This window comes from Pseudomonas sp. ADAK21 (assembly GCF_012935735.1).
Taxonomy (GTDB): domain Bacteria; phylum Pseudomonadota; class Gammaproteobacteria; order Pseudomonadales; family Pseudomonadaceae; genus Aquipseudomonas; species Aquipseudomonas proteolytica.
Map to the genome: position 1 here is coordinate 1,265,775 of NZ_CP052857.1, position 18,270 is coordinate 1,284,044.

Consider the following 18,270-nt stretch of genomic DNA (forward strand, 5'->3'; position numbering starts at 1 on the left):
CGCTTAGCGGGTAAAAACGGGGCCCTAGAGTAATACCCGGGGCCCGTTTTTGCTACTGATTAACGCAGATCCAGCACGTCTTGCATGTCGTAGAGGCCTGCTTCGCGCCCCTCCAGCCACAATGCCGCACGCACTGCGCCCTTGGCGAAGGTCATACGACTGGAGGCCTTATGGGTAATCTCCAGGCGCTCGCCTTCGGCAGCAAACAGCACCGTGTGATCACCCACCACGTCACCGCCGCGCACCGTAGCAAAGCCAATGGTCTCGCGCTCACGCGCGCCGGTATGACCTTCGCGACCATACACCGCGACTTTCGACAAATCGCGCCCCAAGGCATCGGCAATCACCTCACCCATGCGCATGGCGGTGCCCGATGGCGCATCCACCTTGTGCCGGTGATGGGCCTCGATGATCTCGATATCCGCATCATCCCCCAGCACCCGTGCTGCCATGTCGAGCAACTTCAGCGACAAGTTGACGCCCACACTGAAGTTGGCGGCAAACACGATAGGGATGTCCTTGCCCGCCGCAACCAGCAACTGCTTCTGCTCGGCATTCAGGCCAGTAGTACCGATAACCATGGCCTTGCCAGCCTTACGGCAGAAGGCCAGGTTTTTCAGCATTACTTCGGGCAGGGTGAAGTCGATCAGCACATCGAACTCGTCAACCACCTGCTCCAGACTACCGGACAACGACACTCCGATCCGCCCCAGCGAAGCCAGCTCACCAGCATCGGCGCCAATCAGCGTACTGCCCGGGCGCACGATCGCCGCAGTCAGCCCCGACAGAGGCGAGCGCTGCTGCACCGCCTCCACCAGGTTCTTGCCCATGCGCCCGGCGGCGCCCATCACTGCTATACGTCGCATATCCACGTCCTTACAGGTCGCCGAAGAAGCGCTTCACGCCTTCGAACCAGCCAGCGGTCTTCGGCGAATGGGAGCCATCACCGTCCAGCGAGCTGCGCAATTCTTCGAGCAACTCACGCTGACGACGATCCAGGTTGACCGGGGTCTCAACGGCCACACGGCACATCAAGTCGCCCGCCCCACCGCCACGCACTGGTGCAACGCCCTTGCCACGGATCCGGAACTGCTTGCCGGTCTGCGTCCCCTCAGGGATCTTCAGCTTGACCCGACCATCGAGGGTCGGAATCTCCAGCTCGCCACCCAGGGCGGCATCGACAAAGCTGATCGGCACTTCACAGAAAAGGTGCTTGCCGTCGCGCTGGAAGATCGAGTGCTCGCGCACATTGATCACCACGTACAGATCGCCCGTCGGGCCACCCTGCGCACCCGCCTCGCCTTCACCCGACAAGCGGATACGGTCGCCAGTATCGACACCCGCCGGCACTTTCACCGACAGCGTCTTGTACTCTTCGACACGCCCTTCGCCGTGGCAAGAGTCGCACGGATCGGAAATGATCTTGCCCTGGCCATGGCAACGCGGGCAGGTTTGCTGCACAGAGAAGAAGCCCTGCTGCATGCGCACCTGGCCAATACCGCCACAAGTCGGGCAGGTAATCGGCGAAGAGCCCTTCTTGGCACCTGAACCGTCGCACGGCTTGCAGTTGACCAGCGTCGGCACGCGGATGTTGACGCTGGTGCCGCGCACGGCTTCTTCCAGATTCAGCTCCAGGGTGTAGCGCAAGTCGCTGCCGCGCTGGGCACCGCCACGCTGACCGCCACGACCGCCACCGAAGAAGTCGCTGAACACGTCGCCGAAGATATCGGAGAAGTTCTGCCCGCCAAAACCGGCACCACCGCCACCCATGCTCGGATCGACACCCGCGTGGCCGTACTGGTCGTAGGCTGCGCGCTTGTTCGGATCACACAGGCATTCGTAGGCCTCGTTGGCCTCCTTGAACAATTCTTCGGATTCTTTGTTATCCGGATTACGGTCCGGGTGATGCTTCATCGCCAGGCGACGGTAAGCCTTCTTCAGGTCCGCCTCGCTGGAGCCCCGCTCCACACCCAACACTTCGTAATAGTCACGCTTTGCCATAAGTCTTTGCACTCTTAAGGACGTCCGGCAAAACCCTCCTGAGCCTGCCAAACTCGTTGAGCCCCAATACAGGCCCGGACCCAACTCACGTCAAATTCAACGATCCTGGTCTTTACTGCTCTCAGCCGAGACCCAGCTAAAAACGCGGTGATTGTTGATCGCAAAGCAGGAGCATTCCCGATCACACCGCCAACATCCGAACCTTGTCGCATGCTGTAAAAATTCGCGTACCCCAGACACGCCAACGCGGGAGCAAGCTCCCGCGCGGCGACATCCTACCAGTCACCGCTTGATAGCGGTCAACCGGGCGACCAAGTTACTTCTTCTGGTCTTCTTTTACTTCTTCGAACTCGGCATCGACAACATCATCGTGCTTGGCTTCAGGCTCTGCCTGTTGCGCGGCACCGTCAGCTGGCTGGCCTTGCTCGGCGTACATCTTCTGAGCCACTGGCGCGGAGACTTTCGACAGCTCCTCAACCTTGGCTTCGATAGTGGCCTTGTCATCACCTTTAACGGCGGCTTCCAGGGCAACCACTGCGGCTTCGATTGCAGTCTTCTCTTCAGCAGTCACTTTGTCGCCAGCATCAGCGATCATTTTGCGCGTCGAGTGAACCAGTGCATCACCCTGGTTGCGGGCAGCGGCCAGCTCTTCGAACTTGCGATCTTCCTCGGCGTTCTTTTCAGCGTCGTTGATCATCTGCTGAATTTCTTCCTCGGACAGGCCGGAGTTGGCCTTGATCACGATCGACTGAGTCTTGCCAGTGGCCTTGTCCTTGGCGCCTACGTGCAGAATGCCGTTGGCGTCGATGTCGAAGGTTACTTCAATCTGTGGCACGCCACGTGGAGCTGGTGGAATCTCGGCCAGGTCGAACTTGCCCAGGGACTTGTTCTGCGCAGCCTGCTTACGCTCACCTTGCAGCACGTGAATAGTCACCGCGCCCTGGTTGTCATCGGCAGTCGAGAACACTTGCGATTTCTTGGTAGGAATCGTGGTGTTCTTCTCGATCAGCGCAGTCATCACGCCGCCCATGGTTTCGATACCCAGGGTCAGCGGGCTGACGTCCAGCAGCAGCACGTCTTTCACGTCGCCGGCCAATACCGCACCCTGGATGGCAGCACCCATGGCAACTGCTTCGTCCGGGTTGACGTCTTTACGCGCTTCTTTACCGAAGAACTCGGTAACCTTCTGCTGCACCAGCGGCATACGGGTCTGACCACCGACCAGAATCACGTCGTTGATCGAGCCAACATCGATACCCGAGTCTTTCAGGGCGATGCGGCAAGGTTCGATGGTGCGCTGAACCAAGTCTTCAACCAGCGATTCGAGCTTGGCGCGCGAGATCTTCACGTTCAAGTGCTTAGGACCGGTGGCGTCTGCAGTGATGTACGGCAGGTTCACGTCGGTCGAATTGCTCGAAGACAGTTCGATCTTGGCTTTTTCAGCGGCTTCTTTCAGGCGCTGCATCGCCAGCGGGTCACCCTTGAGGTTCATGCCGCTTTCTTTCTTGAATTCGTCGACGAGGTAGTCGATCAGACGAATGTCAAAGTCTTCACCGCCCAGGAACGTGTCACCGTTGGTCGCCAACACTTCGAACTGGTGCTCGCCATCGACTTCAGCGATTTCGATCACGGAAACGTCGAAAGTACCGCCACCCAGGTCATAAACGATCACGGTGTGGTCGCCCTTGGCCTTGTCCATGCCATAGGCCAGAGCAGCCGCGGTTGGCTCGTTGATGATACGTTTTACGTCCAGGCCCGCAATACGGCCGGCATCTTTGGTCGCCTGGCGCTGGCTGTCGTTGAAGTAGGCTGGAACGGTGATCACCGCTTCGGTCACTGCTTCACCGAGGTAGTCTTCGGCAGTCTTCTTCATCTTTTTCAAGATTTCAGCCGAGATTTGTGGCGGCGACATTTTCTGGCCGTTCACTTCAACCCAGGCGTCACCGTTGTCGGCCTTGGCGATTTTGTACGGCACCATCTTGATGTCTTTCTGTACGACTTCTTCGTCGAACTTACGACCGATCAAACGCTTCACCGCGTACAGGGTGTTATGCGGATTGGTCACAGCCTGACGCTTGGCGGACTGGCCTACCAGGATTTCGCCGTCGTTGGCGTAAGCCACGATGGAAGGGGTAGTACGTGCGCCTTCGGCGTTCTCAATAACCTTGGATACGCCGTTTTCCAGCACGGAGACGCAGGAGTTGGTGGTCCCCAGGTCGATACCGATAATTTTGCCCATGATTCACTCTCCCGAAACTTTGGATTTGGTTGCCGCAGCAGTGGTGGCTAACTGCGGTAGCACTTAAACGCTTGACTTATAAATGGGGTCGTTACGAACGATTTCAAGCCTGCTCGTCAATCGATGGCGAAACCGGTGCGGGAGCCTTGCTCACCACCACCATCGCCGGGCGCAACAGGCGACCATTGAGCTGGTAGCCCTTCTGGAACACCTTCAATACGCTATTGGGCTCAAGGTCAGCATTTTCCTGCATGGCCATGGCCTGGTGATGCTCCGCGTTGAACGGCTCGCCGCCTTGTGGATCGATGGCTTCCATCTGATAACGCTTCAGGGTGTCCTGGAACATCTTCAGGGTCAGCTCGATCCCTTCGCGCATGCCACGGATGTTTTCGTCGTCCGGGCTAGACAGCTCCAGGCCGCGCTCCAGGCTGTCGATGATCGGCAACAGATCACCGGCGAACTTCTCCAGCGCGAACTTGTGGGCTTTTTCTACATCCTGCTCGGCGCGGCGGCGGACGTTCTGCAGATCGGCAGCAACACGCAAAGCCTGATCCTGAGCGCCTGCCAGTTGCTCTTCGAGCACTTGCACGCGAGCCGCCAGGTCTTCACCCGCTGCCTGCGAGGCCTGGTTGGCGTCTGGGTTTTGCGTATCCAGCGTCTGTTCGTCAGCCATAATTTTCTCCTTTCAGAATCCTGCGCGAACTCAACTCGCGCTTCTGTTCCGGTATATGGGGCCACAATTTCCAGGTTCAAGGGCCGACACGCCCCGACTCACACTTTCCCGCACATTCCACATCGCACTAAAAAATCCCGCCATCCAAGCAAATCGAGCTAAACCTCAGGATTGTCAGCGCCAAACAAAACACTGTATAAATAACCAGACCTAAAGCCTGGGAGCAGCCACTATGCTGGTTCACCTGTCCGTACATAACTACGCCATCGTCGAGCACCTGGATCTTGAACTGGATCGCGGGATGAGCGTAATCACAGGCGAAACCGGCGCCGGCAAATCGATCATGCTCGATGCCCTGGGCCTGACCCTTGGCGATCGCGCCGACAGCGGCGTGGTTCGCCCCGGCGCAGACAAGGCCGATATCCTGGCGACTTTTGACCTGGCGGATATTCCGGAAGCCAGCGCCTGGCTTGCCCAGCGCGACCTTGATAACGACGGCCCGTGCATCCTGCGCCGCGTAATCACCGCCGAAGGCCGCTCACGGGGCTATATCAATGGCACGCCCTGCCCCCTTGGCGACCTGAAAGCCCTGGGCGAATTGCTGATCGATATCCACAGCCAGCACGAACATCAATCCCTGCTCAAAACCGATACCCATCGCCGGCTCCTGGATGAGTACGCCGGTGCCACCGACCTGGCGCGCCAGGTGCAGTTGGCCGCACAACGCTGGCGCCAGACCCGCCAGGAGCTGGAGCGCCTATCCAACTCCGGCGACGAGCAGCGGGCCCGCCACCAGCTCCTCAGCTATCAGTTGGAAGAACTGGAAAGCCTGGGCCTGGGCGAAACAGAACTGGAACAACTGGAGCAGGAGCACAAGAACCTGACCAATGCCGAAACCTTGCTGGGCATTTGTCGCCAAGTTGTCGAGCAATGCAGCGAAAGCGATTCCGGCAATGTGCTGAACGCCCTGACGGCAAGCCTTAACCGCCTGTCGAGTGTGAACAGTGGCTCTGGCTCGCTGAATGAAGCCACCACCCTGCTGACCAGTGCGCAGATCCAGGTAGAAGAGGCGGTTGGCGAGCTGAACCGCTTCCTTGACCACTTCGATGCAGATCCGGCACGCCTGCAAGAGATCGAAGAGCGCCTCGACACTATTTACACCCTGGCGCGCAAACATCGGATCCAGCCAACCGAAGTGGCAGCCATGCAGCAAAAACTGCTGGACGAGATCGAAACCCTGAATGCCAACGATGAATCCATCGAGCGCCTGGGCGATGAACTGGCCTCTTTCGCCCGCCACTATCAGGAAAAAGCCCGGGAACTGAGCGACCTGCGCCAGCAAGCGGCTACCGGACTGGCCTGCGCCGTGGAACAGGAAATCCAGCGACTGGGCATGCCCGGCGGGCGCTTCACCATCGAATTGCATGCCAATAGTGGCAACGAGCTACAGCCCAACGGCCTGGAGCAGGTCGAGCTGCTGGTGAGCGCCAACCCAGGCCAACCCCTCAAGGCCCTGGCGAAGGTAGCGTCTGGTGGTGAACTGTCACGGATCAGCCTGGCGATCCAGGTCATTACCGCCCAGACCTCCCGCGTACCTACACTGGTATTCGACGAAGTGGACGTGGGGATCGGTGGACCGACGGCAGAAATCGTCGGCCAATTGTTGCGTCGCCTCGGCGAACGCGGGCAGGTATTGACCGTTACCCACTTGCCCCAAGTGGCAGCCCAGGGGCATCAGCATCTGTTTGTACATAAGGTCAGGGGCAGCGATGCGACACATACTGCTGTGTCCAAGCTAAACAAGACCGAACGGGTCGAAGAAGTCGCGCGCATGCTCGGCGGCATCGATCTGACCAAGGAGTCCCTGGCCCATGCGAAGAAAATGGTGGTGACAGCGAAGGCCTGAGCCCTATTTCACCCTGGGTTTCCCACCGATAGAAAACACGAAGGCGACCCTAGGGTCGCCTTCGATCGTTTCGCAGAGTGAATCTGCGTAGCTTTCTTACTTTTTCTTACGTATGTACAGAACCAGATTGTGGTCAACCAAATCGAATCCGTGCTCCTCAGCAATCTTGTGCTGCAGCGCCTCGATCTCGGGGCTGGTGAACTCGATAACCTCATTGGTATCCAGGTCAACCATGTGGTCGTGATGACCACCGTCAGCCAGTTCAAATACTGCATGACCGCCGTCGAAATTATGACGAACCACCAGCCCTGCGGCTTCGAACTGGGTCAGTACACGGTAAACCGTGGCCAGGCCAACGTCCTCGTTAGACTCCATCAGCGCCTTGTAGACATCCTCGGCACTCATGTGGCGTTGCTCGGCGGAATCGAGCATTTGTAGAATCTTGACTCGTGGCAGAGTCACTTTAAGACCGGCTTTGCGTAGTTCGCTATTTTCAACCATGGTTAGCTTTCTCGCGGATGCTGCTTCGCAGCTTCTCTTAATACGGGTATGATCGGCGTTTACGTTGTCCCAGCCAAGATAGTGGAAGTCGCCCACCGATGCAAAACACCAAGCTCTTGCTAACCAGTTTCACCCTTGTGGGACTGCTCGCACTCGCCGGTTGTTCATTCCCCGGGGTTTACAAAATCGACATCCAGCAGGGCAATGTCGTCACGCAGGACATGATAGACCAGTTACGCCCGGGAATGACCCGACGGCAAGTACGGTTTATCATGGGCAATCCCCTGCTGACCGACACATTCCATGCCGATCGCTGGGATTATCTCTATAGCCTGCAACCTGGAGGCGGGGAGCGCCAACAGGAGCGCGTCAGTGTCATCTTTAATGGCAACGATCAGCTCGTCAGCCTTTCCGGTGACTTCATGCCCGGCGTAAGCCGTGATGAAGCCCTGTTGGGCAAGGACAGCGGGACCAGCGTCACTGCGCCAGCGCAGAATGCTGAACAGCCCAAGTCCGAAGTACCGGCCAAGCCAGGCTCCTTGCTTGACCAGATTCAGAAAGATATCGACGGTGTGCAAACCGTTCCGGTGCCAACTCCAGAACCTCTGGACGCCAGCCCGCAATAATTTGCATCGCTCAACAAAAAGCCCGGCATGCCGGGCTTTTTGTTGCCTGCTGTTTCACAGACTATGGATTCAACCGCCGAGCTTCGGCTGCTTTTGCCGCTCGCAAGCGCCTCACTTCCTTCGGATCGGCCAGCAAGGGCCGATAGATTTCGATGCGATCACCAGCCTGCACGCTACGGGTTTCAGCGTCCGCCACAACTTTGCCAAAAACCCCCAATGGGCAACTGTCGATATCCAGCTCGGGAAACTGTGCCGCAATGCCTGACGCCAGCACCGCCGCCCGCAGGCTCGTCCCCGGCGCAACCGCCAGGCTCAACAACAATTGGCGATCCACTGCGGCGTAGACCACCTCAATCTCAATTAATCGCTCAGCCATGCAGTTGCTTGGCCCGCTGGCAAAACGCATCCACCAAGGTATTCGCCGCCTGGTTGAACAGCGGCCCCAGGGTCGCCCGCACAATGGAGCCTGCGTAATCAAACGTCAGGTCCAGGCTGATCTTGCACGCCTTCTCCCCCAACGGCTTGAATACCCAGACCCCGTGCAACTGGGTGAATGGCCCTTCTTCCAGATTCATCTCGATGGACCGCCCAGGAACCAGCACATTACGGGTGACAAACTTCTGGCCAAGCCCGCCCTTGGACACCTCGAGGCTCGCGCGCATATGCTCGTCGCTGCTCTCCAATACCGTGGATGAGGAGCACCAGGGCAGGAAATCCGGGTAGCTCGCCACGTCGTTGACCAGGTCATAAAGCGCTTGCGCCGGGTAAGGCAGCAGGGCCGAGCGTTGAATATGCGTCGTCATGGGAGCGTTATTTCCGAAGCTGAGCGGCAAACATCGCGAAAAGACTGCACGATTCGCGAGAGAAAAAAACCAGAAAACTGGCGGTATTGTCCGGGATTCGTCCAACACGCTCAAGCACGCAGGTTGACCGTAGCCGACACGCTCGCAACTGCCTATAATGCCGCCCCTATGGCTAAACAAAAGAAACACCCAACAGGGACCATCGCGCAAAACAAAAAGGCGCGACACGATTACTTCATCGAACATCGGTTCGAGGCTGGTCTGGTCCTGGCCGGCTGGGAAGTAAAAAGTCTGCGCGCCAGCAAGCTGCAACTGGTCGACAGTTACGTGCTGCTCAAAGATGGCGAAGCCTGGCTGCTCGGCAGTCATATCACGCCGTTGATGACCGCCAGCACCCACGTGATTGCCGATCCGGTACGCACGCGCAAACTGCTGCTCAATGCACGCGAACTGGAAAAGCTCGCCGCCGCGGTACAACAGAAAGGCTACGCTTGCGTCTGCCTGTCGTGGTACTGGAGCAAGCATTTGGTCAAGTGCGAAATCGCGCTGGGCAAGGGCAAGAAGGAATACGACAAGCGTGATACCGAGCGCGAGCGCGACTCCAATCGGGAATTGCAGCGCGCCGTACGCAACAAGGGCAAGGAAGACTGATCTTCCCCGCCCCTTGATGCGCGCCCATGTGGCCAGGGAGCCCGCTCCCTGCGCCGCACTATTGGCTACATCCCCTTACGCCGCTCCGCCCGCGCCATGCGCTGCACTTCCTGACGCACCTCCTCCAACACCTCCTGCACATATAGCAGGTGCCGTGTCGAAACTTCCCGCGCCTGCTCGGCCCGCCCTTCGATAATTGCCAGGTACAAGTCCCGATGCTGATTGATCAGCATGTCGCGGGTTTCGCTGCGCTGCTGGTACATGCCACCGATATTGGTCACCACGTTACGCTTGAGCAGATCAAACAAGCCGCGGATGGTGTGCAGCAATACCGCATTGTGGCTGGCTTCGGCGATAGCCAAGTGAAACCTGGCATCGGCCGCGCCCTCTTCAATACGGCTCACCTCATCATCACGCGTATAACAATCCTGCAAGGCATCAAAAGCCGCAGTCAGACGCTCGCGGTCCACTTCCGTGGCGCGCAGCGCCGCGTAATAAGCACACGATGCTTCTAGCGTCTGGCGAAACTCCAACAGATCACGCTGGGCTTCGGGGTTGTTTTCCAGCAGATGCAACAAGGGGTCGCTGAAGGTAGAACCCAGCGTCTCCACCACATAATTACCGCCGCCATGGCGACTGACCAGCAACCCCTTGGCCGCCAGCTTCTGGATCGCCTCGCGCAACGACGGGCGCGACACACCGAACTGTTCAGCCAGTGCGCGCTCGGCCGGCAATCGCTCGCCCGACTTCAACGTGCCCTCAAGGATCATCCCCTCAAGCTGCTCGACGATATCGTCGGACAAACGGCGCTGACGCACCTGATCAAACGCCATAACTGACTCTCCACGATCCCGGCCACTCGCCGGGCCCTCTATTCTGGCCTATTGCCGCGCTGTCGGCACCTATCAGAACCCCTTTGATTACACCGATCAGACCCCACGCCGCCGACATGCGACCAAAGTTTCTCAGGCGGCAAATTGACACATCACCCCGAAGGCTCTTAACCTAGCCATCAGCGATTGTAAATTGGTCTTACCAATTATCCAAATCAGCTAAACATGCATGACCAACAACAATTAGGGGCCACCCCATATGCAAACCTGGCAACAGCTCTACAGCCCACTCGGCAGCCTTGGCCTGTCCGCACTGGCCGCCGTTATTCCTATCGTGTTTTTCTTCCTGGCCCTGGCGGTGTTTCGCCTTAAAGGCCATGTTGCCGGGAGCATCACCCTGGCGCTGTCGATTCTGGTAGCGATCTTCGCCTTCCAGATGCCAGTCGATATGGCAATCGCTGCCGCCGGCTACGGCTTTGCCTACGGCCTGTGGCCAATCGCCTGGATCATCGTCGCCGCGGTATTCCTCTACAAACTGACGGTCAAGAGCGGCCAGTTCGAAGTGATCCGCAGCTCAGTACTGTCGATTACCGATGACCAACGCCTGCAAGTGCTGCTGATCGGCTTCTGCTTCGGCGCATTCCTCGAAGGCGCCGCCGGTTTCGGTGCCCCGGTAGCGATTACTGCCGCGCTGCTCGTAGGACTGGGCTTCAACCCATTGTATGCCGCCGGCCTGTGCCTGATTGCCAACACTGCACCGGTGGCGTTTGGCGCCCTGGGGATCCCGATCATCGTCGCCGGGCAAGTCACCGGTATCGACGCCTTCAAGATCGGCGCCATGACCGGCCGCCAACTGCCGCTGCTGTCGCTGTTCGTGCCGTTCTGGCTGGTATTCATGATGGACGGCTTGCGCGGCGTCAAGGAAACCTGGCCTGCCGCACTGGTGGCCGGCTTGAGCTTTGCCATCACCCAGTACTTCACCTCCAACTTTATCGGCCCGGAACTGCCTGACATCACCTCGGCCCTGGCCAGCCTGATTTCCCTGACCCTGTTCCTGAAAGTCTGGCAGCCCAAGCGCACTGCGGGTGCCCAGATTGCCGGCGCCACGTCCAGCGTTTCGGTCACCGGCAGCGTCGGCGGTTTCGGCCAGCCACGTACTTCCGTGGCTTCGCCTTACAGCCTGATGGAAATTTTCAAGGCCTGGTCGCCGTTCCTGATCCTGACCGTACTGGTCACCATCTGGACCCTCAAGCCGTTCAAGGCGATGTTCGCCGCTGGCGGTTCGATGTACAGCTGGGTGTTCAACTTTGCGATTCCGCACCTGGACCAGATGGTGATCAAGGTTGCGCCGATTGTCACCAACCCCACTGCCATTCCAGCGGTGTTCAAACTGGACCCGATTTCCGCGACCGGTACAGCGATTTTCTTCTCTGCGCTGATCTCCATGCTGGTGCTGAAGATCAACTTCAAAACTGGTCTGACCACTTTGAAAGAGACCTTCTACGAGCTGCGCTGGCCAATCCTGTCCATCGGCATGGTGCTGGCGTTCGCGTTCGTCACCAACTATTCCGGCATGTCTTCGACCATGGCGCTGGTACTGGCCGGCACCGGCGCAGCATTCCCGTTCTTCTCGCCGTTCCTCGGTTGGCTGGGCGTGTTCCTCACCGGCTCCGATACCTCGTCCAATGCCCTGTTCAGCTCCCTGCAAGCCACTACCGCACACCAGATCGGTGTCAGCGACACCCTGCTGGTGGCGGCGAACACCAGTGGCGGCGTGACTGGCAAGATGATCTCCCCGCAATCGATCGCCGTGGCCTGCGCCGCGACCGGCCTGGTGGGTAAAGAATCCGACCTGTTCCGCTTTACCCTCAAGCACAGCCTGTTTTTTGCCACAATTGTCGGCCTGATCACCTACGCCCAGGCGTACTGGTTCACCGGCATGCTGGTGCATTAAGACCACAGGCAATACCGTTAGAACCGACGCCGCAGCCGCCTTGCGGCGTCAGCTATTCACAACCCAGTCTGCTGGACCGTGGCGCCTAGGCTCCCCAGACTGGGTGCTGCTGATCCTGGAGGACCCATGAGTCTGCCCATCGCGTTCCTTGATGCTGTCGCACGACTGATCCCGAAAGATCGGCGCTTCGACGATCCTCTTTCCACCCTGGCTTTCGGCACCGACGCCAGTTTTTACCGACTGATCCCACAACTGGTGATCCGAGTCGAATCGGAAGATGAAGTCGTTGAGTTGCTGCAACTGGCACAACGCGATCGCGTGCCAGTGACCTTTCGTGCGGCTGGTACCAGCCTCTCCGGCCAGGCGATCAGCGATTCGGTGCTGATCGTGCTCGGCGATAACTGGAACGGGCGCGAGATTCGTGGCCAAGGTACGCAAATCCGCCTGCAACCCGGGGTGATCGGAGCCCAGGCCAACGCGTGGCTTGCGCCGTTCGGGCGCAAGATCGGCCCGGATCCGGCGTCGATCAATGCCTGCAAGATCGGCGGTATTGTCGCCAACAATGCCAGCGGCATGTGCTGCGGCACCGCCCAGAACACCTACCACACCCTGGCAGGGATTCGCCTGGTGCTGGCCGACGGCAGCCGCCTCGACACCGAGGATGCCGCCAGCGTCGCCGCTTTCCGCGAGCAACACAGCCCGTTACTGGAACGCCTGGCTACCCTGGGCCGCGAGACGCGGGCCAATGCTGAACTGGCCGCAAGAATTCGCCATAAATACCGTCTGAAAAACACCACTGGCCTGTCGCTAAACGCCTTGGTGGATTTCGACGAACCACTGGATATCCTCAGCCATCTGCTGGTGGGTTCCGAAGGCACCCTGGGCTTTATCAGCGCCGTGACCTACGACACGGTGATCGATCACCCGAACAAGGCTTCGGCCCTGATCGTATTTCCCGATGTAGAAACCTGCTGCAACGCCGTAACGGTGCTGAAAACCCAGCCGGTGTCGGCGGTCGAGTTGCTGGACCGGCGCAGCATGCGCTCGGTGCAAGACAAACCCGGCATGCCTGCTTTCGTACAGCAGCTATCGGAAGGTGCCTGCGCGCTATTGATCGAATCCCGTGCCGCTTCATCGTCGCTGCTGCAGGAGCAACTGGCGCTGATCATGGCGTCGCTGGCCGACTTCCCGGTCGAGAAACAAGTCGACTTCACCGAAGACCCGGTGGAAAACGCTCGCCTGTGGGCCATCCGCAAAGACACCTTCCCTGCAGTCGGCGCCGTACGCAAAACCGGCACCACGGTGATCATCGAAGACGTGACCTTCCCGGTGGAGCAACTAGCTATTGGCGTGAACCGCTTGATCGAGCTGTTCGACAAACATCACTACGACGAGGCCATCCTTTTCGGACACGCGCTGGAAGGCAATCTGCACTTTGTCTTCACCCAAGGCTTCAACAGCGCGGAAGAAGTCACACGCTACCAAGCGTTCATGGATGACGTAGCGCAACTGGTGGCCGTGGAGTTCGGCGGCTCGCTGAAAGCCGAGCACGGCACCGGTCGGAACATGGCGCCCTTCGTCGAGTTGGAGTGGGGCAGCGATGCCTATCAACTGATGTGGCAACTCAAGCGCCTGCTCGACCCCAACGGCATTCTCAACCCGGACGTGGTGCTGAGCGAAGATCCGCAAATCCACCTGAAAAACCTCAAGCCGCTGCCCGCCGCCGACGAGATTGTGGATAAGTGCATCGAGTGTGGTTTCTGCGAGCCAGTATGCCCATCCAAAGGCCTGACCCTCAGCCCACGCCAGCGCATCGTGATCTGGCGCGATATCCAGGCACGTAAACGCGCCGGCATCGACACCACCGAGCTGGAAGCGGCGTATCACTACCAAGGCATCGACACCTGCGCCGCCACCGGGTTGTGCGCCCAGCGTTGCCCGGTAGGCATCAATACCGGTGACCTGGTGAAAAAACTGCGTAGCCGCGAAGCTGACAGTACGAAAACCGCCGAGTGGCTGGCCAGCCATTTCTCCACCGCATTGCAAGGTGCGCGCTTTACCCTGCATGTGGCCAACGGCGCGCGCATGCTGCTCGGCGCGCCACGCCTGGCGAAACTCTCGGCTTCCGTAACCAAGCTGTCCAAGGGCCAGATCCCGCAGTGGACCAGCGCCATGCCACAGCCGGAAAAAGCCATCCGCTTCAGCCCCGCTGTCAACGACGAGCGACCACGTGTGGTCTACCTCGCGGCCTGTGTATCGCGAGCAATGGGCCCGGCGGCCGGGGACAAAGAGCAAATGTCGCTGTACGACAAAACCCGTGGCCTGCTGGAAAAAGCCGGTTACCAGGTAGTCATCCCGGACAACCCAGACAGCCTGTGCTGCGGCCAGCCCTTTGCTTCCAAAGGCTACGCCGAACAGGCCGAGCACAAACGCCAGGAACTGATCGGCGCCCTGCTCCACGCCAGCCGTGGCGGCCTCGACCCGATCTATTGCGATACCAGCCCCTGCACATTGCGCCTGGTCCAGGACCTGGGGCAAACGCGTCTGGACCTCTATGACCCAGTTCGATTTATCCGCACCCACCTGATGGACCGCCTGGACTTCACACCCCAGGATGCCCCCATTGCCGTGCATGTCACCTGCAGCACCCAGCACCTGGGCGAAAGCCAGGCCCTGATCGACCTCGCCCGGCGCTGCAGCAACAACGTAGTAATCCCCGAAGGCATCCACTGCTGCGGCTTCGCCGGCGACAAAGGCTTCACCACCCCGGAGCTCAACGCCCACTCCCTGCGTTCGCTCAAGGACGCCGTGCAGTACTGCAGCGAAGGTATCTCCACCAGCCGCACCTGCGAGATCGGTCTGACCCAGCATGGTGGGATCGATTACCACGGCCTGGTCTACCTGGTCGACCGGGTGACCCAGGCCCGCGCAATAAAAACGAACCCCTGCACACTGGCGTAGTCACTTGCTTAAGCCCCGGGCAACCGGGGCTGACCAATAACCTCGCCAGCTGCCGCACGTACCGCGCAGCATCGAGACCTCTTTGCACAAGGAGATACCCATGAAGCGTTCCGTACTGGCTGGTGTATTCGTCACCGCTGCGATGCTGGCCTCCCCCGTGTTTGCCGCAGGCAATGAAGCAGATCTGTGCCAGATCAACCTGGATAAAATCAACAACAGCAAAGCGCTGCTAGCCACTGACACCAGCGGCAAAAGCGGCGAGATCGACACTGCAGTCTCCCAAGCCAAAGCCGCCCATGCGGCCGGCGATGAAAAGAAATGTATCGAGATCACATCCAAGGCGCTGCAAGACCTGGAAAACCTGGAAAAGGGCGGCAACCCATAACCCACCAACCGCTCAAGGCCAACCTTTCGGGTTGGCCTTCTGTGACCGTTTGACGTACACTGCGCAGGCTTGTTGCTCACGATCACATCGATCAACAAGCACGGGGCCGTTTAGGATTCGACGCCGGTTGCGAACCTTTAGGTGCATGCCGAGTTGGTAACAGAACTCGTAAATCCACTGTTGCAACTTTCTATAGTTGCCAATGACGAAACCTACGGGGAATACGCTCTCGCTGCGTAAGCAGCCTTAGCCCTTCCCTCCTGGTACCTTCGGGTCCAGCAATCATCAGGGGATGTCTGTAAACCCAAAGTGATTGTCATATAGAACAGAATCGCCGTGCAGTACGTTGTGGACGAAGCGGCTAAAACTTACACAACTCGCCCAAAGCACCCTGCCCGTCGGGTCGCTGAGGGTTAACTTAATAGACACGGCTACGCATGTAGTACCGACAGCAGAGTACTGGCGGACGGGGGTTCAAATCCCCCCGGCTCCACCAAACAAACATCTAAAGACGTCAAAGGGCGTCTTTTTTTGTGCCTGAAATCCTGATGTTGCGATTCCCGCCGATCCTGATCGCTGTTGGCATAGCTTTATTGCTCTTTCAATGGTTTCTCCAGCCCCACTTCAGCTTCGAATAAACGGCAGATACAGGACGGGAAGCAGAGACGCCTCCTGCCGGCATAAATTCATTTTTTATCTGGTCGATCGAAACCTGAGCTCTATTTCTGCGTGGTCTGCTGCTCTTCCTGTTCGGAGCTCCTCCCGCGCGGCACTTTGGCGGACGCAAGAGTGCGAGGGTTGCTTGCAGAGCCTCTTTAAATCAAAGAACGCCGCATCAGTCGACGAACGTGACTGTACGAATCGCCCCAAGGCTAATACTGTATATAATTACAGCGGCCCGAACTGACGCCTTCCAAAAGACCTGGATCTATCTGCTTACTCTTCAATACACTCACTCAGCTAGCGCCCGACCAGACCAGCACAGGGCTGCGCTGAGGAAAGATTACTCGGGGTTCAAACCGGCTGAAGGAGCTCAACTATGTGGGTACCACCAAGCGAAGCCCCTGGCTTAGCCGATGCAATATTTCCAGATGAATTCAAAGACATAAGTGAAGACTGTTATCTCAAACCAAGCCAGCCATCAGGCGGCCCAAGCCATTGCGTTTCCTTGCGGGGCAATCCATTATCCATCACTATTTACCGTTCAACGCCTATCGACCTTCCTCTGGAAAGCTTGCCGAGTAAGCCTGAAGCATCGATGGCAAAGAAACGCCATCATCAGGCCGCCCAGATTGGTGATTGCCAAGGGCTTCGCGAGACGCTCCCTCCCCTGAACACAGCCATATCCGGGCAGGAGCCCATGAAAAATATCGAGACCCTCCCCCCGCTACCCGCCCACGGGCAACCTTTGATGTTCGCAGATCTTTTTGCGGGCTGCGGAGGCCTCTCTCTTGGTCTTTCGCTCGCAGGACTGAATGGTGTATTTGCCGTCGAGCGCGACAAAATGGCCTTCTCCACGCTATCAGCGAATCTGATAGAAGGGCGCGATGTACCTGTCCCCCAGTTCGCCTGGCCTGATTGGCTGGAGGAAAAGGCGTGGGGTATCGACGAAATTCTCGAGCAGCATCCACTTGAGCTTTCCAAGCTCAAGGGCAAGGTACATGTTCTTGCAGGAGGTCCTCCCTGCCAAGGTTTCAGTTTCGCTGGAAAGCGACTGGAATCCGACCCACGAAACAAACTGTTCGAGAAGTACGTCGAAATGGTCAAGGCCATTCAACCCGCGGCCCTTGTTCTGGAAAACGTACCGGGCATGAAGGTCGCGCATCAAGCCAAATCCTGGAAAGACTATGGCTTCCCATCGAAGCCTCAGTCCTATTACGACAAGCTAGTCGAAAGCTTGGACAGCGTTGGCTATCAGGTTCTTGGTCGAATATTGGACTCGTCACTCTTCGGAGTACCGCAGAAGCGCCCACGCCTAATTGTAATAGGGGTCCGCAAGGATCTTGCGCGTCATCTTCATGGCGGCGCCTCCCGGGCATTTGAGCTATTAGAGGACGCCAGGATCAAGCACCTGGAGGAGCTCGGCCTTCCAGAAATGGTCAGCGCTTGGGACGCCATTTCTGATCTGGAGATAGAGCACACAGGGACCCGGCCGTGCACTGACACCTCCTCTCGCACTGGCTTCCTAGAGCTCGACTATGCAGGTCCTCGGACACATTACCAAACCCTTATGCATCAGGGGGGCGACGGCTCCATGGACAGCGTACGCCTAGCAAAACACAAGCCCGAGATCAGGGAGCGGTTCATGAAGATCATTCAGGATCCCGAGTGCGCTAAAGGTGTTGTAATGAACTTGGCCCAAAGGGAAAAGTATGGTCTCAAGAAGCACCGTATCTGCCTGATGCGAGCCGGCATCCCAGCACCCACAATAACAACGCTACCCGACGACGTTCTCCATTACAGCGAGCCCAGAATATTGACCGTACGGGAGTCTGCGCGCCTTCAGTCGTTTCCCGACTGGTTCCAGTTCCGCGGCAAATTCACTACGGGTGGTAGCCAACGGACTAAAGAATGCCCGCGCTATACGCAGGTGGGCAACGCTGTCCCTCCTTACCTTGCTAGAGCGATTGGGCTCGCCATCAAGTCGATACTAGAAGAGGCCATGGCGGGGGCTAGCCAACAAATAGTCAATAAAGTAGAACAAGAAATCTTAGCCATAGCTTGAAAACATAGGAGT

General features: G+C 58.3%; 15 protein-coding genes and 1 other RNA gene. 8 read left to right on the top strand and 8 right to left on the bottom strand.

Annotated features, from left to right (window positions below; all coding sequences use genetic code 11):
• Positions 1-59 precede the first annotated feature (59 nt).
• The 4 genes from dapB to grpE form a co-directional block, all read right to left on the bottom strand.
• Positions 60-866: a 4-hydroxy-tetrahydrodipicolinate reductase gene (gene dapB / locus HKK57_RS05880; RefSeq protein ID WP_029298999.1), complete on the bottom strand. Its 807-nt coding sequence runs from the start codon at positions 864-866 to the stop codon at positions 60-62.
• A gap of 10 nt (positions 867-876) precedes the next feature.
• Complete coding sequence (dnaJ, locus tag HKK57_RS05885) at positions 877-2,001, bottom strand: molecular chaperone DnaJ (RefSeq protein WP_029299001.1); 1,125 nt, start codon at positions 1,999-2,001, stop codon at positions 877-879.
• Positions 2,002-2,317: 316 nt separating this feature from the next.
• Complete coding sequence (gene dnaK / locus HKK57_RS05890) at positions 2,318-4,240, bottom strand: molecular chaperone DnaK (protein WP_029299003.1); 1,923 nt, start codon at positions 4,238-4,240, stop codon at positions 2,318-2,320.
• Positions 4,241-4,343: 103 nt separating this feature from the next.
• Positions 4,344-4,913 carry a nucleotide exchange factor GrpE gene (gene grpE / locus HKK57_RS05895; RefSeq protein WP_029299004.1) on the bottom strand — a complete coding sequence of 190 codons (570 nt, stop codon included), beginning with the start codon at positions 4,911-4,913 and terminating at the stop codon, positions 4,344-4,346.
• A gap of 232 nt (positions 4,914-5,145) precedes the next feature.
• Between grpE and recN the strand changes: the two genes are divergently transcribed.
• Positions 5,146-6,819 carry a DNA repair protein RecN gene (gene recN, locus HKK57_RS05900; protein ID WP_169389906.1) on the top strand — a complete coding sequence of 558 codons (1,674 nt, stop codon included), beginning with the start codon at positions 5,146-5,148 and terminating at the stop codon, positions 6,817-6,819.
• A 96-nt stretch (positions 6,820-6,915) separates the two neighbouring features.
• Here recN and fur read toward each other — a convergent pair whose 3' ends face one another.
• Positions 6,916-7,320 carry a ferric iron uptake transcriptional regulator gene (gene fur, locus HKK57_RS05905; RefSeq protein WP_003194220.1) on the bottom strand — a complete coding sequence of 135 codons (405 nt, stop codon included), beginning with the start codon at positions 7,318-7,320 and terminating at the stop codon, positions 6,916-6,918.
• A 98-nt stretch (positions 7,321-7,418) separates the two neighbouring features.
• On the opposite strand from fur, the gene HKK57_RS05910 reads away from it, so the two are divergent.
• Positions 7,419-7,946 carry an outer membrane protein assembly factor BamE gene (locus HKK57_RS05910; protein ID WP_029299006.1) on the top strand — a complete coding sequence of 176 codons (528 nt, stop codon included), beginning with the start codon at positions 7,419-7,421 and terminating at the stop codon, positions 7,944-7,946.
• A 61-nt stretch (positions 7,947-8,007) separates the two neighbouring features.
• Here the strand turns inward: HKK57_RS05910 and HKK57_RS05915 are convergent, their stop codons facing one another.
• The gene (locus HKK57_RS05915; protein WP_154907882.1) at positions 8,008-8,322 is read right to left on the bottom strand and encodes an RnfH family protein; all 315 of its coding nucleotides are present in this window, start codon (positions 8,320-8,322) and stop codon (positions 8,008-8,010) included.
• The gene (locus tag HKK57_RS05920; protein ID WP_029299010.1) at positions 8,315-8,749 is read right to left on the bottom strand and encodes a type II toxin-antitoxin system RatA family toxin; all 435 of its coding nucleotides are present in this window, start codon (positions 8,747-8,749) and stop codon (positions 8,315-8,317) included. The genes HKK57_RS05915 and HKK57_RS05920 overlap by 8 nt, the downstream gene beginning before the upstream one ends.
• A gap of 168 nt (positions 8,750-8,917) precedes the next feature.
• On the opposite strand from HKK57_RS05920, the gene smpB reads away from it, so the two are divergent.
• Positions 8,918-9,400, top strand: a complete 483-nt coding sequence (smpB, locus tag HKK57_RS05925) for an SsrA-binding protein SmpB (protein WP_029299012.1) — start codon at positions 8,918-8,920, stop codon at positions 9,398-9,400.
• Positions 9,401-9,465: 65 nt separating this feature from the next.
• Here smpB and HKK57_RS05930 read toward each other — a convergent pair whose 3' ends face one another.
• Entirely contained in the window at positions 9,466-10,233 is a 768-nt protein-coding gene (locus HKK57_RS05930) for an FCD domain-containing protein (RefSeq protein WP_169389907.1), read from the bottom strand.
• Positions 10,234-10,492: 259 nt separating this feature from the next.
• Between HKK57_RS05930 and HKK57_RS05935 the strand changes: the two genes are divergently transcribed.
• From HKK57_RS05935 to HKK57_RS05955, 5 genes are all read left to right on the top strand, one after another.
• Positions 10,493-12,187 (top strand): lactate permease LctP family transporter, encoded by a 1,695-nt coding sequence (locus HKK57_RS05935; RefSeq protein ID WP_029299015.1) that lies wholly within the window; start codon positions 10,493-10,495, stop codon positions 12,185-12,187.
• Between the two features lie 126 nt (positions 12,188-12,313).
• A complete protein-coding gene (locus HKK57_RS05940) occupies positions 12,314-15,148 on the top strand; it encodes an FAD-binding and (Fe-S)-binding domain-containing protein (protein ID WP_169389908.1) in 2,835 nt (944 codons plus the stop codon).
• A gap of 100 nt (positions 15,149-15,248) precedes the next feature.
• Positions 15,249-15,533: a hypothetical protein gene (locus HKK57_RS05945; RefSeq protein ID WP_169389909.1), complete on the top strand. Its 285-nt coding sequence runs from the start codon at positions 15,249-15,251 to the stop codon at positions 15,531-15,533.
• Positions 15,534-15,635: 102 nt separating this feature from the next.
• Positions 15,636-16,029, top strand: a transfer-messenger RNA (tmRNA) gene (ssrA, locus tag HKK57_RS05950).
• Positions 16,030-16,572: 543 nt separating this feature from the next.
• A complete protein-coding gene (locus HKK57_RS05955; protein WP_201975851.1) occupies positions 16,573-18,258 on the top strand; it encodes a DNA cytosine methyltransferase in 1,686 nt (561 codons plus the stop codon).
• Positions 18,259-18,270: the final 12 nt, after the last annotated feature.

Excerpts from the sequence above, each read along its gene's own strand:
- dapB (WP_029298999.1), bottom strand. The coding sequence starts at position 866 with ATGCGACGTATAGCAGTGATGGGCGCCGCCGGGCGCATGGGCAAGAAC.
- dnaJ (WP_029299001.1), bottom strand. The coding sequence starts at position 2,001 with ATGGCAAAGCGTGACTATTACGAAGTGTTGGGTGTGGAGCGGGGCTCC.
- dnaK (WP_029299003.1), bottom strand. The coding sequence starts at position 4,240 with ATGGGCAAAATTATCGGTATCGACCTGGGGACCACCAACTCCTGCGTC.
- grpE (WP_029299004.1), bottom strand. The coding sequence starts at position 4,913 with ATGGCTGACGAACAGACGCTGGATACGCAAAACCCAGACGCCAACCAG.
- recN (WP_169389906.1), top strand. The coding sequence starts at position 5,146 with ATGCTGGTTCACCTGTCCGTACATAACTACGCCATCGTCGAGCACCTG.
- fur (WP_003194220.1), bottom strand. The coding sequence starts at position 7,320 with ATGGTTGAAAATAGCGAACTACGCAAAGCCGGTCTTAAAGTGACTCTG.
- HKK57_RS05910 (WP_029299006.1), top strand. The coding sequence starts at position 7,419 with ATGCAAAACACCAAGCTCTTGCTAACCAGTTTCACCCTTGTGGGACTG.
- HKK57_RS05915 (WP_154907882.1), bottom strand. The coding sequence starts at position 8,322 with ATGGCTGAGCGATTAATTGAGATTGAGGTGGTCTACGCCGCAGTGGAT.
- HKK57_RS05920 (WP_029299010.1), bottom strand. The coding sequence starts at position 8,749 with ATGACGACGCATATTCAACGCTCGGCCCTGCTGCCTTACCCGGCGCAA.
- smpB (WP_029299012.1), top strand. The coding sequence starts at position 8,918 with ATGGCTAAACAAAAGAAACACCCAACAGGGACCATCGCGCAAAACAAA.
- HKK57_RS05930 (WP_169389907.1), bottom strand. The coding sequence starts at position 10,233 with ATGGCGTTTGATCAGGTGCGTCAGCGCCGTTTGTCCGACGATATCGTC.
- HKK57_RS05935 (WP_029299015.1), top strand. The coding sequence starts at position 10,493 with ATGCAAACCTGGCAACAGCTCTACAGCCCACTCGGCAGCCTTGGCCTG.
- HKK57_RS05940 (WP_169389908.1), top strand. The coding sequence starts at position 12,314 with ATGAGTCTGCCCATCGCGTTCCTTGATGCTGTCGCACGACTGATCCCG.
- HKK57_RS05945 (WP_169389909.1), top strand. The coding sequence starts at position 15,249 with ATGAAGCGTTCCGTACTGGCTGGTGTATTCGTCACCGCTGCGATGCTG.
- HKK57_RS05955 (WP_201975851.1), top strand. The coding sequence starts at position 16,573 with ATGTGGGTACCACCAAGCGAAGCCCCTGGCTTAGCCGATGCAATATTT.